The sequence below is a fragment of the Labrenzia sp. PO1 genome (assembly GCF_012273635.1).
Classification (GTDB): domain Bacteria; phylum Pseudomonadota; class Alphaproteobacteria; order Rhizobiales; family Stappiaceae; genus Roseibium; species Roseibium algicola.
Map to the genome: position 1 here is coordinate 1,005,920 of NZ_JAAXCR010000003.1, position 15,733 is coordinate 1,021,652.

Here is a 15,733-nt window from a genome sequence, read left to right on the forward strand (position 1 = left end):
ATAGAAGATGGCCACGCAAACCGCTCCAAATCCTTTACGTGAAAAGCTCGTCAAGGGGCTGTCCTATCACCAGTCCGGTGAGATCGAAAAGGCGCAGCGCTGCTACAAGCTGGTCCTGAAAAAGGCGCCGACCAATCCGGATGCGCTCAATCTGCTTGGCGTGACCTACAGGCAATTGGGATCTCCCAAAAAGGCCGTTGAATACATCCAGAAGGCGATTGCCCAGAACCCGAACCAGGCATCGTTCTATGCCAACCTCGCCCGAGCGATGATGGACATCGGAACGGATTCGGAAAGCATGCTCGCCGTTTCGGAAAAAGCCCTGTCGCTCAACCCGAAGGAGCGCGAGGCACTCAACATCAAGGCAATCGCGCTGACCGGACTGCAACGGGTTGAAGAAGCGGAGGCGATCTTCAAGAGCCTGCTTGTCTCCAATCCGAACCATGGTGAAGTGTACACGAACTATGGCCTGCTTCTGCGCAAGAACAACCGATTTGAAGAAGCGCTCACCTTCTTCAAACGCGCGGAAATACTCGCACCGGACAACGTCGAGAACTGCATCGAACAGGCCCGTTGCCGCCTTGAACTGAAACAGTTCGACGCCTCGCTCGAGGCGATCGACAAGGCCCTGGAGCGCTTCAAGGACAACCCGCTCCTGCTCCACGAAAAGGCCCGCGTCCTGTTCTCGATCTCCAGGGCACACGAGGGCCTGAAATACGCCGAAGAGGCCGTCAGAGGCACGCCGGGCAACTATCACTGCAAGGTTACGCTCGGGGTTCACTACCTCATGCTCGGCCGCGGACAGGACAGCATCGACATTCTGCAGAAGGCAAAGGAGGAAGCGCCTGGCGGCGTGATTTCCGGCCTCGACTGGAACCTGTCGCTCGCCTATCTGTCGATGGGCAACCTCGAAACGGGTTGGGACATTCACGCCGCCCGGTTTGAAGACAAGAAAGCAACCTCCCAACGACGTGAGTTTCCAAAGCCGGAATGGGAAGGCGAGGATATCTCGGACAAGACGGTGCTGCTTTGGGGCGACCAGGGACTTGGTGACGCGCTCAAGTGCGGCACGATGTTTCTCGACATCCAGGCGCGAGCGAAAAAGCTCATTCTCGAAGTGTCGGCGAAGTCGGTTCCCTTCTTCCAGAATTCGTTTCCGGAGATCCTTGTCAGGCCCGGCACACCAAAGGACGACCAGGCCCCGGAGGATGCGGATTACGACATAACGGCCAACATGGTCGATCTTGCGCGCTATTTCCGGCGGGATTTCGAGAGCTTCAAGAAGGCCCCCTACCCGGTTTACAAATTCAACCAGGAAAAGGCCCGCGAATATCTCGGCAGGCTGCCGGACGCCGACAAGAAACCGATTATCGGCGTCTCCTGGCGCTCACGGAACCTGGAGAAATATCGCGCGCGCTACTACCTGTCCGCGCCTGATTTTGCACCGATCCTTGATGCTGAAGACGCGATCTACGTCAATCTTCAGTATATGGCCCTGCAAAAGGAGCTCGACTTCCTGGTGGCCCGCTCGGAAGGAAAGTTCACCTATTTCCCGGACGTCGATCTCTTCAACGACCTGATAGCGGCCGCCGACCTGACCGCCATTTGCGATGTTGTGGTTTCGGCAAACACCAGTGTTGCGGACATGGCGGGCATTCTGGGTGTTCCCTGCGTGCGCTTCGGCCCGGTGGAACCCGCCCTGTTGCTCGGCCAGGCCAATCCGCCCTGGTATCCAAGCATGAAGTACATCTACATCGACGAGACGCATCCGACGGTGGAGATGGTACCGCAGGTCATTCAGGTCATGCGTGAAGAACTGGCAGCCGGTTATCCTGGCAAACGGAATGAACGGCTGGGCCTGTAGAAAGCTTTGCAGGCACTGCCAGTGAACCTGCGGCAAAGCAGTGCGATCATCCGTTGAACTGGCCGCCCCGCCTTAGCGAGCCTTCTTGGCAATCGCAACAAGCGTATCGGTCGCGTCGATCTTGCGGAGCGCGGCCTCGTAAGCCGACCTGAGTTCCGGTGTTTCCAGTGCGGACAGGCTTGACTTGTGGCCACCGGGCTTGCCGTTGGCAAGCCAGCCGAGATGGTTGGAAAGCGGATACCGCTGCACCCCTTCAATCAGAACATCCGAAAAGCCGGCAGCCACAAGCAGGCGCCTCAGGCTTTCGCGTGTGTGGAGAATAAGGTGCTGGCTCCAGAGGGTGAAATTCTTGAAAGCTTCGTTCTGAAGATTGGACAGCAGGAAATCGGAAGCATGCGGAACCTCGACAACGAGTGTTCCGGTGTCCGTCAGCAGTGCTCGCAAGTTTCGCAAGGTGGAAAGCGGATCGGGAAGATGCTCCAGCACATGAAAGGCAAAGACCGCATCCTGCGTTGCCGGAGAAATCTGGTTTGGATTGTCCACGCAGCGATAGCCATCGGCAACCAACGCCTCAATGTAACCCTTGTGTAGCTCGATCCCCGTGACATCGGCACCCCGACTGGCTGCCTCTCTCAGGAAAAGCCCTTTCCAGCATCCAAACTCGGTAACCGTCTTGCCCGTATAAAACTGCTTGTAGGCATCCAGACGCCGGTACTGATCCTGCTGGTATTCGAAGTCCCAGTCGATGCGCTTGTAGAAGTCATCCTTGCGGTGTTCAGCGCCTTCGTAGGTCTCGTCACCGACATAGTAATCATTGATGTAGACAACACCTGAAACCGTGTCGCGATAGACGGTCAACCCCTCCTTGTCGCGGGTCCGGGGTGCAAAAACACTCTGGGTTTCAAGGGACGCAAGGCCGAGTTGCTGCAGTGTATCGAACACCGAAACGTTCTTTTGCAGTGGGTCTACGGCCATATTTCACCTTCTCAGTCGCAAGGTGCCCGGGGAGCGAAGACATTTGTATATTGCACGTATCGCAATCCCCGAACCCAAATTCTTCCATGTCACCACCTGGAGTGATGCCAGTCCTGTCAGTTGGCAATCATACCCCGTGCAATCAGCAGCTCGGAGACTTCATTCAGCACACCGGCACCACCGGCACTTTCCAGAACCACCGTTGCCGTTGCCTTCACTTCAGCCGGCGCATTGCGCGGCGCGATGCTCAGACCGCAAGCCTTCATGCAGTCGAGATCCGCAATGTCTGCGCCGATATAGGCAATCTCGGACCACTCCAGCCCCTTTTTGGTGCGCCAGTCCGAAAGGGTTTCCATCTTGTCGAACAGATGATGCTTGTAATCCATGGCAAGCTTGCGGGCGCGCTGGACAGCGAGACTGTCCTCTTCCCGATCCAGCATCAGCAGCATCATGCCGCGGCCAAGCAGACGGTCGAGACCGATTTCGTCATACCGGTTGCAGACGATCGATTCCGTGCCGTCTCGATTGACGAAAACTGTATTGTCCGTATGCACACCGGCAAAGGCGGTCACCACCGCCCGCAAGGGCTGGGTCTCAGTCTCGGTCAGGAAGCCGGTGAAGGGTTCTGACCGGATGAAAGCCTCGGCCATGTCCCAGTCCTGCGAAGTATCGATCTCGATCCAGGTCGAATCCACCGGAACCAGGATCGTCTTTCCGCAGTAACGGTTGCCCGCTTCCAGGAATTCGGGAACACGCATGGCGTAAACGGCACCGTTTTCCCTGTATCTTGCAGAGATATCCTGCCGGCGGACGCGTTGTTTGCTCGGATCATGGTTGAGACCGACGCCTTCGCCGCCAGGGCCGACTTCCCAGTAGAAGCCATGGTCATCGACCACCGAGATCGCGCTGGTCGCATTCTTGGTCAGCAGCGCTTCCACAACATGGTCGACATGATGTGCCTGCGTGAAAGGGGCCGTACACTGCAGGAAAACCAGAATGTCCGGCGGTTCGCTGACAAGGCTTGGCTCGTTCTGCAGAAGATGGATCAACGCGGATTCCGAGCTCGCGGTCGGTCCGGAAAGTTCGGTCGGGCGCAAAACGGATTTGGCGCCGTATTTCTCACCGACTGTCAGAATTTCCGCTGAATCGCTCGAGACGAATACTTCGGACACGAAACGCGACCCGCGTGCGGCACGCACGGTCCGGCCGACAAGCGGAATGCCGTTCAAGGGCCGGATGTTTTTACCCGGAAGACCGACGGAACCGCCTCTGGCAGGAATGGCCGCTACTATTTTCATTTTCTGCTCAACCACCTCTGGGAAGCTGGGGTCACTCTGGTTTGCGCGCGAACACGGTTACGAAAGATCCCCAGAACGCCGGCGACACATCCGCGTCGGCCCGTACCATGCTGTCGAACGTTTCGCGCGTGGCAAAACGTGTTCCGAAATAGGGATATTCGACCATTTCGATGCGGAATCCCGTGTCACGCAGCAGCCTGACAAGAGAATCGTCAGAGAACAGGCTCACATGAGTTGGGTCATGCAGCAACCGGAAACGATCTCCGTAGACCCGGGCGGCCGCTGAAGCGAAATTCGGCGTGCCACAAATGAAGTCACCACCCGGTTTCAGGATCTCGAAGATGGTTTCAACAAAGGGGATCGGCTCGTCGACATGCTCGATGACATGGTTGGCGGTCACCACATCGAACGTGCTTGAAGGAAACGTCCCCTTCTCCAGAACACCGTGACGAAGCTCGGCCGTACACCATTGGCGAGCGACCTCTACCGCCTTCTCGGAAGGATCCAGGCCGAAACACTCGTTCTTGCCCGTGAGCTGCTCAAGCAATTCGCCAAGGCCGAAGCCGATATCAAGCACTCGTCCCGGCGACCGTGCGTTGACGTAGTCCGCGATATAGCGAACATCTTCCTTGCGCTGACCACGCTCGGCTTCAATGTCCCTGACCTTGCCGTCCGGATCCGTCTTTGCTTCCCAATAGTCCTGCGGGAGCGGCCGGGCTGGATAAGCCACATAATAGCTCTCCCCCCGGTAAAGATTCAGGCAGCGGTCAATGATGGACATAAATGGCTCTTGAACAAAAAAAGGGCCGACCGGTTCCGGTCAGCCCACCAATACCTCAATCGTCTCACGCTGCCTGCAGCGTGACTTTCCGGCGAAGCTTTTCCGCAATCGGCTTCTCGTCTTCATAAATCCGCAGAACCCCGTCACCCCGGACCACTTCCACACGGCGCACCTGCGAAACCAGCTCAGCGACTTCCGGCATTTCAAGCGACGCCTTCTGGTCGGAACCCCAGTCCGAGCGATCCAGCGTGACATGCCGTTCAATGGAACACGCCCCAAGAGCGGCGGCACAGACGCTTGGCAGGATACCTTCTTCGTGACCGGAATAACCGATCTTCAGATGGGGGAAAGCGTCCTTCAGGGTCGAAATGCCGAGCAGATTGATCTCGTCATCGCGCGTCGGATAGGTGGAGGTGCAGTGGTACAGGCAGGCGATCTCGCCGCCGGAGCGCTCGATCACGTCAACGAAGCTCTTCACCATTGCCATGTCGCTCATGCCGGTGGAAACCAGCAAGGGCCGGCCACTGCGAGCGCAATACTCCAGGAAATCCCGATCGGTCACCATCGCGGAAGCGACCTTGATATAGGGCGTGTCGTAGTCCAGTAGGAAATCGACGGAGCCTTCGTCCCAAGGCGAGGCAAACCAGTCGATGCCCAGTTCCTTCGACAGCTTGTCGATGCGGTCGTAGTCGGCCTTGCCGAATTCCAGGCCGCGCTTCAGATCGCCGTTCGTTGCGCCGAAGACGTTTTCACGGGGACGCGCCAGCTCTTCAGCGGAATAGACGACGTCGATCGTACGCTTTTGAAACTTGACTGCGTCGCACCCGGCCTCCTTCGACTTGCGGATCATTTCGAGGGCCTGGTCGATATCGCCATTATGGTTGATACCGATTTCGGCAATCACATAGGTTCGACTGTCGGAGATCATGGCTCAGTACCTTGATGTTTGGCCTGCAGCGTTCAAGTGGCCCTGCTGACTTGCCATTTTTAAGACAGATTCTTGCCACTGCAGGCAATGTCTGTCCACCCGCGAACCCCATATTAGGGTGTATCGACCCTGCTTTCTTTGGAAAACCCAAAATAGATCATTAATAAAGCCGCGGGGGCACGTGTTAAACACGCGCCCCCGGCCAAAGATCTAAGCATTAATAACAGATTAAGCCGTTGCCGACTCAGCCGACAAACGCACGCTCGACAACGAACTCTGCCGGCTTGTTGTTTGCACCTTCGGTGAGGCCTGCTTCTTCCAGAAGCGCCTTGGTGTCCTTCAACATGTCCATGGAACCGCAGATCATGCCGCGGTCAACGGCGGGATCGAGCGGCGGTACGCCGAGGTCTTCAAACAGTTTGCCGGACTTGATCAGATCGGTGATACGGCCCTGACGCGGAAAGTCTTCACGAGTCACGGAGGTGTAGTGGACCAGCTTGTCCTTTGCGAACTCACCGATCAGCGGATCGTTGATGGTTTCCTGAACAAGGTCCTCGCCGTATTTCAGCTCGGAAACTTCACGGCAGGTATGGGTCAGGATCACCTGGTCGAATTTTTCGTAGGTGTCCGGGTCACGGATCAGGCTCGCAAACGGTGCGATGCCGGTTCCGGTGGAGAACATGTAAACGCGCTTGCCGGGGATGAGCGCATCGTTCACCAGCGTGCCGGTCGGCTTCTTCTTCATCAGCACGGCATCACCCGGCTGGATCTTCTGAAGATGAGACGTCAGCGGGCCGTCTGGAACCTTGATGGAGAAGAACTCGAGCTCTTCGTCCCATGCCGGGCTGGCGATGGAATAAGCGCGATAGAGCGGCTTGCCGTCGATCATCAGACCGATCATCACGAATTCCCCGGACCGGAAGCGGAAGCTCGCCGGGCGTGTCATGCGAAAGCGGAACAGGCGGTCCGTGTAATGCTGGACGGATTTCACTTCCTCGACGAAAGCGCCAGCCGGGGCGGCAGCTTCGAGGTCGGCGGGTTTGGCAAGTACGTTCATGTCAATCTTGGTCCGTATGTCAGCGCTCGTATTAGATTGTGCCTCATGTAGCACTAGTCCAGCCTTGACTTGAAGCAACTGCGATCCACTAAACGCACTTAGTTCAAAAAAATCATTCTAAAAATGTTCAAGATTCCGGCCTGCAGGCATTCGCTGGCCTTTCCTGACAGGCCATCCGGCGATGCCGGACGGCCACGCCACCTGCATTACACGTCAGCGTCTTTCTTCAATTGTCGTCACGGTTTCCCGAAAGAAATCGAGCTTTCCGTGGTCTTCGTGGCTGAGGATATAGGTGATGCTTTCGCATTCGCAGTTCCTGACAGGATAGAAGAACCTTTGCTCGAAACGGGTCAGGAACCATCCCTGCCCCAATGCCTGGGAGGCGAGAGCGAGAATATGTGTTCCCTTCGGAAAAATGTCCTGTGCAAGGCGCTGCAGGACACCAGCCATTTCCTCCAGCCCGGAGGCCACCTGCCAGGCAACGTCGGTTTCATCGCGGTAGTGGTCGATGCGGAAATCCAGCTGTTCCGACAGTTCGCCGAAGAGTTCCGGTGACCCTTTTTCAAACAGATCAAGCACACGATGAATAGCGATCGGTTCGGTTCGAGGCAGCGGAAAGGTTTCTGACGGAGACAGGGGTATTGCGGAATTCATTCGGGAGTTCCTTCGGTACGGCGTTGCAATTGACCGCCCGAGTTGTGCCCTCAACTTATTTCGCAGTATACTCCTATGCTTTCTATCATTGATATAGGCAACTCCTATGCTTGAAGTGACCCCGCTTCGCTATTTCGTCAGCGCCTTCGAATTGGGAACGATCAGCGCGGCAGCCTCGGGACATGGTATTTCCCAACCGTCCTTGTCCCAGGCCTTGCAGAAACTTGAAGACGCAATTGGAACGTCGCTGTTTGTCCGTTCCCGTACCGGGTTACGCCCGACACCGGCTGGTCGCGATTTATATCACCATGCCCAGTCTATCCTGCGGGCTGTCGGAGAGGCCGAGAACCGCTTCCTGAAAGAACCCCCGCTTCGCCTGAGCCTCTATACGGCGCCCGATATTCTGCTTCCCGCGTTTCAGGGGGCGTTCCATGCCCTGCGCACCACTTATCCGACACTGGAGATGCGTTTCGAGCAGGCAGCGGCGGACGCGGAACTTTCTCTGGTCGACAAGGCCTGTTCCCCCAAGAGCCACAAGTACCGGGAACTCTACAGCGAGCCTTATGTACTTGCCGTTGCAAGGTCTCATCCGCTGGCCGGGCGCAACAGGATTTCCATGAACGACCTTCAGTCCGTGTCCCTGATCTCCCGCAGATATTGCCCGAATTACGATGCCCTGCTGGCTGAATTCGCCCTGGCGGGCCTGCCGTTGAACGTTTCAGCTGAAGCGGTCAACGATCAGCAGGTACTGGAATTGGCCGGATTAGGCTTTGGCGCTGCCATCCTTCCAGCCGGTCATTTGAAGATGAAGGATACTTTGACGGGCGTTCCGCTCGACCATGAAGGCCTGGAGCGGCGCAGCGTCGGCATCGCGGTGAAAAAGACAGCATTTGCCGATGAAATGTTCCGCACCTGGATGACGGGCTGGGCAACGTTGCCAATTCGTTTGTGACATTTACGAGAATATCAGGTCTGTAAGCGTTTTTTATTTGACAGATAAATACAAACTGCAAAACTTGCTGAAAGCCAAAGACAAATGGCAATAATACCTTCCATAGAGGCACAGTAAATGTCCGGACGCGCGCACGATGAATCAGGCCAGAAGATAGCATTCGTGCTCATGGAGCGATTTTCCATGAACGCTTTCGCCAGCGTTATCGAACCTGTCAGAATAGCAAATCGCCTTTTGGGAAGAGAGTACTACCAATGGACAACTTATTCGCTTGACGGGAATCCCGTCACGGCGAGCAACGGCTGCGAAGTCGCGGTTAAAAAATCTATTCGCGACCTGCACGATGCCGACATTACACTTTTGTGCACCGGCATCGACGTCGAGCGCCTGCCGCTGGACACGGAACTCGGCAACAAGCTGCGCCGTCTGAACGCAATGGGCCGCACCTTTGGCGCCATTTGCACCGGTGCCTATCTGCTTGCCCGGTATCATCTTCTCGACGGTCGCCGCTGCACCATCCATTGGGAAAACCTGAGATCCCTGCGGGAAGAATTTCCGGATGTCGAAGTAACGTCCGATATCTTTGCGATCGACCGCAACTGCATCACCTGTGCCGGCGGCATGGCGTCGCTCGACATGATGCTGCGCCTGATCGCGATCCAGCATGGTGCCTATCTTGCCCATGAAGTTGCCGAAGTCGCGCTCTACCAGAACATGCGTTCCGGCGAATCTGCACAGCGCCATGACATCGAGGCCCGGACCGGCATTTCGAATGCCAAGATCCTCGACGCGATCCGGATCATGGATTTGCATATCGAAGACCCGCTGAGCTGCCAGCAACTTGCGATGACGGTCAACCTGTCGCCGCGCCAGCTGGAGCGCCTGTTCCGGCGTCATTTCAACTGCACGCCCGGCCAGTACTACTTGCGCCTGCGCCTTGAAACCGCGCGCGACCTGTTGCGCCGGACCAGCCGCCCGGTGCTGGATGTCGCTTTGGCCTGCGGCTTTGCCTCCACCTCGCATTTCACCAAATGCTACCGCGAGCGCTTCTTGTGCACACCGACGGAGGAACGTCAGTCCTACCAGTGGGCCAACACCAAGACGACATCCGGGGTCGGCACCGCCACCCCCATGCGGCTGATCGCCAAGTAAGACGCGGCCTGAAAAACCAGTCCTCGAACGCCGCGGTCTTCGCGGCGTTTTTTTGTAGCCCGCCATGGTCAACCAGGACGTAGCGTAGCGAAGATCCGTGATCGGTGTGCCGAGATCTGGCGAAACAAGCCGAAGAAGACAGCGAACACAACGTTGTCTCTGTCCCGGCTCGCGCTTCGCTTGGCCGGAATGTCGTTGGAAACGCAAGTCCTTGGCTGCGCTCCCAAGCGCCACGATTTCCCGCCGAGACTTCTGCCGGAAAAGCTAGAGCAGCCGCCAGAGACCCAGTGGAATGAGGTAAAGGCCAAGGGCGAGGATGGCTGCCAGCACGAGCCGGCGGAAACCGGCCTCCGACACTTTCTTGCGTGCGCGCTGTCCAAACCAGACGCCGGTCAGGGCCGGTACGACCAGCGCAGCAGAGGCCACGGCTTCCTGGCCTCCCATCAGTCCGAAACCGCCAAGTGAAATACCGAGCGCCGTCGTCGACAGCAGGAACAAGAGACCCATTGCCTGGATAAGTTCGTCTCGCGTGAGCCCCAGCGCCTGCAGATACATGACACCGGGCACCGTGTAGGACCCCGTCAGTCCCGAAAGGACACCGTTAACCAGCCCGACGACCACTCCAACCGGGACGACCCGGTTTTCCGGAATATGCAGCACCAGCCCTGCAAGCATCGGCACCGCGTAGGAAACCATCAGTATCCCCAGAAGCAGATCGGCGGCACCTTCCGGCAACTGGGTGAGGATGAAGGTTCCGGCGGCGAGCATCACCACGGCTGACACCAGAAAGGGCCAGAGACGGGGCAAGAGAACGCGCAGGTAACCACCGGACAGGCTTTGCCAGAGGTTGGTCAGGAATGCCGGCCAGAGGATAAGGACCATCGCCTTTTCGACACCGACAAACACAGTCATCAGGCCAAGCCCGATTGTCGGCAATCCGAAGCCCACAAGCCCCTTGATGAACCCTGCGCTCAGAAACACCAGCACGGCAATCAGTATCAGTCCCGGACCGGCTGCGCCTAAATCCGTCACGCCTTCACCTGTTGCTGCATGGGGTCTCTTGCTTCTTCTATCCGTCGCCCGTGGGCAGAGTGTAGCCTTCGATCAGCTTGTTCAGCTCACCGGATTCACGGCGACGCTGCAGTTCCTCGTCAAAGGACTCCAGCATTCTTATACACGGTGTCGCGCGGGAGAACAGGAAATGAACCGTGTTGACAGCCGCAGACCACGGCAGGACTTCGACCTTTCCTTCGACCCCGGCTTCCTGGATCATCATCTCGCCGTCCCGGCGGGCAATGACCAGATAGTCGGCCTTATCCTCTGCCAGCAGGTACATGTTGGTCTTGAAGTCGTCGAAGGGTTGCCGATCGATGGACAGTTTGGCAGCCGCATAGGTCTCGAATTCTTCTCCAAACGATGCCCCGAACGGTGCAACGCCCCTCAGTCCCGCAAGGTCTTCAAGAGATGCAGGGCGGATATCCAGGCTGGTGCGGACAAAGACACCGACATCTTCGCGCATGACCGGCAGACTGACGCCGAACTTGGCGAGCCTTTCGTCAGTCAGATAGGCCCCCGCCAGGACGTCGATCTGACCATGCTCAAGCAATGTCAAAAGCCGTTTCCACGGTAGATCCGGCCCCATGACTAAAGGCAAATCCAATGCTGAAAAGATTTCAATTGCGAGGTCAGGAAACACACCGTTGAGGCTGACATCGGCTTCCTGGCGCATGGAAATCGGGTACCAGACACTGGAACCGTTCACCTTGACGGAGGAACAGTCATTCGTGTCGGCACGGGTAGTAGAGGACAGCGTCAAAGCCAGGCAAGCAAGACCCGAAACCAGTATTCTCTTTCTCAAATGATTGAAAACACTCATTTTATACCGCTCAAACAAAGCCATGAATGAAGTCAGACAAATCAGTGAAACTTCTTTTGACTAATCGGTCAATCAAAAAAACACGTTTTACGTGTACATGCGTTGTATTTGCGGTTTCATTTTGACAACGGCATCTGTCGCTCTTGCAAAAAATTACAATAAGATCCCTGCGGTCATTTTCTTTGAAACCTGGAAGATGCTAGCCTTGCCGCATGAATGCCTCCCTCCTGCCCCGGCTGCCGAATCGTATCGCTCGGCAGCTCTTCCTCGAAAGACACGGCCTTGCATCCGCCCCCAAGGGAACCGGAAAAGGCGATGATCTTGCTGCGGTCATAGACCAGATCGGCTTCGTGCAGCTCGACAGCATCAACACTGTCGCCCGCGCGCACCACATGATCCTGGCTGCCCGGCGACCAGCCTACAAGGAAAAGAACCTCAAGCTTCTTGCCGAGCGTGACCGGCATCTGTTCGAGCATTGGACGCACGATGCGTCGGTCATACCGACAGAGTTTTTCCGGCATTGGCGCCTGCGCTTCAGCCGAGACAAGGAAAACCTCATCAACAGGTGGCGCAACTGGCACCAGAACGAGTTCGAACGGAAATTCGACGAGATTCTGAACAGGATCAGCGACCATGGTCCGGTCACGTCGGCATCTGTCGGTGAAGACGAGCAACGCAGCAATGGCGGTTGGTGGGAATGGCATCCCTCGAAGGCAGCACTCGAGTTTCTGTGGCGCACCGGCGAACTATCGGTTACCGGCCGGAACGGGTTTCAGAAAGTCTACGACCTGACGGAACGGGTCATTCCGGCGCAACATCTCAATGCTGCTCATGACTTTGAAGAAACGACAGAATGGGCAGCCCGCTCCGCGCTCGACAGGCTGGGCTTTGCGACCTCCGGCGAGATTGCTGCCTTCTGGGACCTGATCACGCCACAGGAAGCCAAGGACTGGTGCACGGCAGCAAAGGCTGCGGGCACGATTACCGAAATTGAAGTTGAGTGTGTCGATGGATCCTGGCGGAAGGTTTTCGCCTATCCGGAAACGCTGGATACGCTTTCCGAGCTTCCAGAACCGCCTTCGCGGGTGCGGATCCTGTCGCCGTTCGATCCTGCACTTCGCGACCGCAAAAGGGCTGAGCGCCTGTTCGGATTCTACTACCGGATCGAGATCTTCGTGCCTGAGCCTAAACGCCAATACGGTTACTACGTCTTCCCTGTCATGGAAGGCGACCGTTTGATCGGCCGCATCGACATGAAGGCACTCAGGAGCGAGAACAGGCTTCATGTGCGGGCCTACTGGCCGGAACAAGGCATCAGAGCCTCAAAGGGCCGGGAGGCCAAACTACAGGCGGAGCTGGAACGCACCGCCCGCTTTGCCGGCGTTTCCGACATCACCTACGAACCGGATTGGCAACGGACGGCCCTTTAGCCGTCCGCACCACTGTTTCCAGTGCTGGCCGGTCATCCGGCCAACACCATGGGTCAATCATGTGGTCAGCTCGCCACCCTTTCCAACAGGTGCTTTCGGGCCAGATCGCGTACCTCTTCGAAAGTCCAGTCCTTCACCAGCACGCCATTGCGATAGACCGTCTGCAACTGATCGGTTCTGCCGCCAACCGCTTCGAGACGAACCGCGCTCAGCACGCCGTTTTCCAGGACCGTCGCCTGACGACCGGCCTTGGAGGCCTTGCCGGGATCGGTCGCCGGGTTCTTGGAGACATCGCGCCAGGTGCCGTCAGCGGTTTTCATCGCATTTGCCTTCATGGCAAAGCGCATCGTGTCCCGGTTGACCTGCTGCAACAGTCCCCCGCCCATTCCGACGGCGATGTTGTCGACCGACCAATTGCGACGCACCAGCTCTTCCACCAGTTGCCTGATGGTGTCGAGCTTCATGCCGTCACCCTGAATGACGCGAACCGACGGATGCAACACGCGCGCACCCTTGCTGTTTTCCGAGCCGCCGTAGTGCTGCCAAAGGGTTTCCATAACCTTCAACGGCATTTCGACAGGGTCGCCGGAATCCGGGCGGATGACGACCGTTGCCCCCGATTTCAGCACCTCGTCCTTCAACCGGCCGCACCACAGGTTCTCGACAGCATTGCCGAGATCGTAGTTGTCTGAAACGACCGCCACCAGGGCATTGGGACGGCCAAACTGCACCAGCATGTTCCGGTACGCGTCGACTTCCCGCTCACGGCCCCAACTTGTCATAGTCGAGTGTTCAGCTGCCGGGATCGAAAAGCCCGCCACATCCGCGCCGTACCAGGTCATGGCCGCTTCCAGAGCTTCCATGGTGTCGGTGCCGGCAAAGTTGACCAGATGGGCCATGCCGCCAAGAGCGGCGCTTTCGGCAGAAGATACACCGCGCGCGCCAAAATCGTGCAGCTTGAACGGGATCTGGCTGTCCGGATCATCGGACGTTTCCAGAAGACCGCGATACAGGATCTCCTTGCACTTGAAAGACAACGTCGCAACCGTCGACGGGTACCAGACCGACCGCAACAAGGCGGTTTCCACCCAGGTCGTCAGCCAGGGCATGCGCTCGTCGGTGTTTTCCACCTGAACCAGCGGCACACCACTCGGTGCCAGTGTTCCTTCCGGCAGCGCCTTGATCTCCAGCGGAAACAGGCCACAATGATCTGTCAGGATCTGTTCCCAACCTTCCCGGTTGAAGGGAACGCCATGGGCAGCACAGATCCGATCAGCCGCCGCAATGTCCGATGCCGTGATCGGCTTGAGAAGCACGTCCTTCAGGTAGGTTTGCAGCCCGAAGAACAGGACGCTGTCCGAAAACGGATTTGGCCTTGCTTCCAGGTAAGCAGAAATCCTGCGGGCCTCCGGAGGGTATTGCTTGAAATGCGACTGCTTGTAGCTGTCAGTCGCCAGAAGTGGATTTGTCATTGTGAACTCCTCACGTGACAGGTGCGATTGCCTGCGGGCCTCCCCCGCAGGCGCTGTTACAGGTCCGCCATCAGCTGGATGATGGACCAGTGATCTTCGAAGAACTGCTCGGACTTCAGGTCGCCAAGGCGATGCCAATTGGCTGACCTGGCATCGTCACCACCCGTGACTGAAAACAGTTCGCGCCGTTCAGGCAGGCGAAACAGAAACGCGTGGGTGATGATGCGGCCACGCAACGACCGGTCAGGATGGTCGAAGACCCTTGTCTTGGTTCCGTCTATGAAAGACGCCAGCATCGCCGGGGGAATTTCTCCCTTGTGGTCGCTGATGGCGGTTTCTTCCTTCAACTCGCGGATCGCGGCGTCCTTTATGCTTTCACTGGGATCAAGGAAACCGCCGGGCAGAGCCAGCAACCCCTTGCCGGGAGCCTGGCCGCGCTCGACCAGAAGAATGTTTCCGGACTGGATGACGACGGCATCCACCGTCACGAACGGTCCTCTTCCCCATTGCCCGGGATAAGCATCCAGGTATTCGGCCTCTTCCAGAAGTGCACGAAAGGTCTCCGTCAGAACGAAGGCTTCCAGCCACTCCACCACGCCGGCCGACAGAACCGACCGCGATATGACCGGGATGCGCTGGAACAACTGCCTGCGCACGTCTGTCGACGAGAAGGTGCCGTATTGGCTGGCCAACTGCACATTGCCCCATTCGGGAAACAGCTTGAGATAGTAGCTCGTGCGGTCCTTGCCATAGCCTGCAAGCGCGATCTCGATATCCTGCAAGCCATGCAGAACGACACCGCCCTTGTTGTAATCGGCAAGCACGGTTTCATTGACGGCTCGCTGAACCTCGGCGCACCAGGCAGCATCCGAATAGGGATGATCCGAAACAGGCTTCAGGATCAGACGGCCGGTGGTCAGCTCGTGCTTGAACACCTTTGCGAACATTTCTTCGCGTTCGGCGCAAGTGAAGGGATTTCGCGGGGTGCGCGCCTGACCGGAAGACCCGATCAGCACGATCAGCGTATCGACTTGTTCCAGCGCAGATCTGATGACGGCCTCATGGCCGGCATGCAACGGCTGAAAGCGGCCGACAAAAACGCCGTAGTGAAATTTTGACATTCGAGCCTCCCTCGAATTTTTGGAATACAGCCGAACTCCTCGGCTGCATCTCATCTAATACTCATTTTGAGCATTAGCAAGAGAATAATGCTCAAAATGAGTATTATTCTCTTGTCGATCCGGAAATTGCCGCGATTACGCCGGTGAGATCCCTGCCTGGCGATGTGTCCTGC

General features: G+C 57.3%; 14 protein-coding genes. 4 read left to right on the forward strand and 10 right to left on the reverse strand.

Going from position 1 to position 15,733, the window contains the following annotated elements; all coding sequences use genetic code 11:
• Positions 1-7 precede the first annotated feature (7 nt).
• Positions 8-1,864: a tetratricopeptide repeat protein gene (locus tag HCG46_RS19470; protein ID WP_168687123.1), complete on the forward strand. Its 1,857-nt coding sequence runs from the start codon at positions 8-10 to the stop codon at positions 1,862-1,864.
• A gap of 72 nt (positions 1,865-1,936) precedes the next feature.
• Here the strand turns inward: HCG46_RS19470 and HCG46_RS19475 are convergent, their stop codons facing one another.
• The 6 genes from HCG46_RS19475 to HCG46_RS19500 form a co-directional block, all read right to left on the reverse strand.
• The gene (locus tag HCG46_RS19475; RefSeq protein ID WP_168687124.1) at positions 1,937-2,839 is read right to left on the reverse strand and encodes a class I SAM-dependent methyltransferase; all 903 of its coding nucleotides are present in this window, start codon (positions 2,837-2,839) and stop codon (positions 1,937-1,939) included.
• 116 nt (positions 2,840-2,955) lie between these two features.
• Positions 2,956-4,137 carry an acylneuraminate cytidylyltransferase gene (locus HCG46_RS19480; protein WP_168687125.1) on the reverse strand — a complete coding sequence of 394 codons (1,182 nt, stop codon included), beginning with the start codon at positions 4,135-4,137 and terminating at the stop codon, positions 2,956-2,958.
• A gap of 31 nt (positions 4,138-4,168) precedes the next feature.
• A complete protein-coding gene (locus HCG46_RS19485; protein ID WP_168687126.1) occupies positions 4,169-4,918 on the reverse strand; it encodes a class I SAM-dependent methyltransferase in 750 nt (249 codons plus the stop codon).
• 64 nt (positions 4,919-4,982) lie between these two features.
• Positions 4,983-5,846, reverse strand: a complete 864-nt coding sequence (locus tag HCG46_RS19490) for an N-acetylneuraminate synthase family protein (protein WP_168687127.1) — start codon at positions 5,844-5,846, stop codon at positions 4,983-4,985.
• A 244-nt stretch (positions 5,847-6,090) separates the two neighbouring features.
• Complete coding sequence (locus HCG46_RS19495) at positions 6,091-6,903, reverse strand: ferredoxin--NADP reductase (RefSeq protein ID WP_023003885.1); 813 nt, start codon at positions 6,901-6,903, stop codon at positions 6,091-6,093.
• 213 nt (positions 6,904-7,116) lie between these two features.
• Positions 7,117-7,557 carry a hypothetical protein gene (locus HCG46_RS19500; protein ID WP_205838585.1) on the reverse strand — a complete coding sequence of 147 codons (441 nt, stop codon included), beginning with the start codon at positions 7,555-7,557 and terminating at the stop codon, positions 7,117-7,119.
• Between the two features lie 106 nt (positions 7,558-7,663).
• Here HCG46_RS19500 and HCG46_RS19505 point away from each other — a divergent pair, with 106 nt between their 5' ends.
• Together HCG46_RS19505 and HCG46_RS19510 are read left to right on the forward strand one after the other, a co-directional pair.
• Positions 7,664-8,509, forward strand: a complete 846-nt coding sequence (locus HCG46_RS19505) for a LysR family transcriptional regulator (RefSeq protein WP_075281513.1) — start codon at positions 7,664-7,666, stop codon at positions 8,507-8,509.
• 117 nt (positions 8,510-8,626) lie between these two features.
• The gene (locus tag HCG46_RS19510) at positions 8,627-9,661 is read left to right on the forward strand and encodes a GlxA family transcriptional regulator (protein ID WP_023003882.1); all 1,035 of its coding nucleotides are present in this window, start codon (positions 8,627-8,629) and stop codon (positions 9,659-9,661) included.
• Positions 9,662-9,925: 264 nt separating this feature from the next.
• Here the strand turns inward: HCG46_RS19510 and HCG46_RS19515 are convergent, their stop codons facing one another.
• Together HCG46_RS19515 and HCG46_RS19520 are read right to left on the reverse strand one after the other, a co-directional pair.
• The gene (locus tag HCG46_RS19515) at positions 9,926-10,693 is read right to left on the reverse strand and encodes a sulfite exporter TauE/SafE family protein (RefSeq protein WP_062489099.1); all 768 of its coding nucleotides are present in this window, start codon (positions 10,691-10,693) and stop codon (positions 9,926-9,928) included.
• Positions 10,694-10,730: 37 nt separating this feature from the next.
• Positions 10,731-11,537, reverse strand: coding sequence for a transporter substrate-binding domain-containing protein (locus tag HCG46_RS19520; RefSeq protein WP_168687128.1), 807 nt, complete (start codon positions 11,535-11,537; stop codon positions 10,731-10,733).
• A gap of 212 nt (positions 11,538-11,749) precedes the next feature.
• On the opposite strand from HCG46_RS19520, the gene HCG46_RS19525 reads away from it, so the two are divergent.
• Positions 11,750-12,967: a crosslink repair DNA glycosylase YcaQ family protein gene (locus tag HCG46_RS19525; RefSeq protein ID WP_168687129.1), complete on the forward strand. Its 1,218-nt coding sequence runs from the start codon at positions 11,750-11,752 to the stop codon at positions 12,965-12,967.
• Positions 12,968-13,032: 65 nt separating this feature from the next.
• On the opposite strand, the gene HCG46_RS19530 is transcribed toward HCG46_RS19525, so the two are convergent.
• The gene (locus HCG46_RS19530) at positions 13,033-14,439 is read right to left on the reverse strand and encodes a nicotinate phosphoribosyltransferase (protein ID WP_168687130.1); all 1,407 of its coding nucleotides are present in this window, start codon (positions 14,437-14,439) and stop codon (positions 13,033-13,035) included.
• A gap of 56 nt (positions 14,440-14,495) precedes the next feature.
• A complete protein-coding gene (locus HCG46_RS19535) occupies positions 14,496-15,560 on the reverse strand; it encodes an NUDIX domain-containing protein (protein ID WP_055653537.1) in 1,065 nt (354 codons plus the stop codon).
• Positions 15,561-15,733 lie beyond the last annotated feature (173 nt).

What these genes read in the sequence shown, in the direction of transcription:
- HCG46_RS19470 (WP_168687123.1), top strand. Translation starts at nt 8, where the DNA reads ATGGCCACGCAAACCGCTCCAAATCCTTTACGTGAAAAGCTCGTCAAG.
- HCG46_RS19475 (WP_168687124.1), bottom strand. Translation starts at nt 2,839, where the DNA reads ATGGCCGTAGACCCACTGCAAAAGAACGTTTCGGTGTTCGATACACTG.
- HCG46_RS19480 (WP_168687125.1), bottom strand. Translation starts at nt 4,137, where the DNA reads ATGAAAATAGTAGCGGCCATTCCTGCCAGAGGCGGTTCCGTCGGTCTT.
- HCG46_RS19485 (WP_168687126.1), bottom strand. Translation starts at nt 4,918, where the DNA reads ATGTCCATCATTGACCGCTGCCTGAATCTTTACCGGGGGGAGAGCTAT.
- HCG46_RS19490 (WP_168687127.1), bottom strand. Translation starts at nt 5,846, where the DNA reads ATGATCTCCGACAGTCGAACCTATGTGATTGCCGAAATCGGTATCAAC.
- HCG46_RS19495 (WP_023003885.1), bottom strand. Translation starts at nt 6,903, where the DNA reads ATGAACGTACTTGCCAAACCCGCCGACCTCGAAGCTGCCGCCCCGGCT.
- HCG46_RS19500 (WP_205838585.1), bottom strand. Translation starts at nt 7,557, where the DNA reads ATGAATTCCGCAATACCCCTGTCTCCGTCAGAAACCTTTCCGCTGCCT.
- HCG46_RS19505 (WP_075281513.1), top strand. Translation starts at nt 7,664, where the DNA reads ATGCTTGAAGTGACCCCGCTTCGCTATTTCGTCAGCGCCTTCGAATTG.
- HCG46_RS19510 (WP_023003882.1), top strand. Translation starts at nt 8,627, where the DNA reads ATGTCCGGACGCGCGCACGATGAATCAGGCCAGAAGATAGCATTCGTG.
- HCG46_RS19520 (WP_168687128.1), bottom strand. Translation starts at nt 11,537, where the DNA reads ATGAGTGTTTTCAATCATTTGAGAAAGAGAATACTGGTTTCGGGTCTT.
- HCG46_RS19525 (WP_168687129.1), top strand. Translation starts at nt 11,750, where the DNA reads ATGAATGCCTCCCTCCTGCCCCGGCTGCCGAATCGTATCGCTCGGCAG.
- HCG46_RS19530 (WP_168687130.1), bottom strand. Translation starts at nt 14,439, where the DNA reads ATGACAAATCCACTTCTGGCGACTGACAGCTACAAGCAGTCGCATTTC.
- HCG46_RS19535 (WP_055653537.1), bottom strand. Translation starts at nt 15,560, where the DNA reads ATGTCAAAATTTCACTACGGCGTTTTTGTCGGCCGCTTTCAGCCGTTG.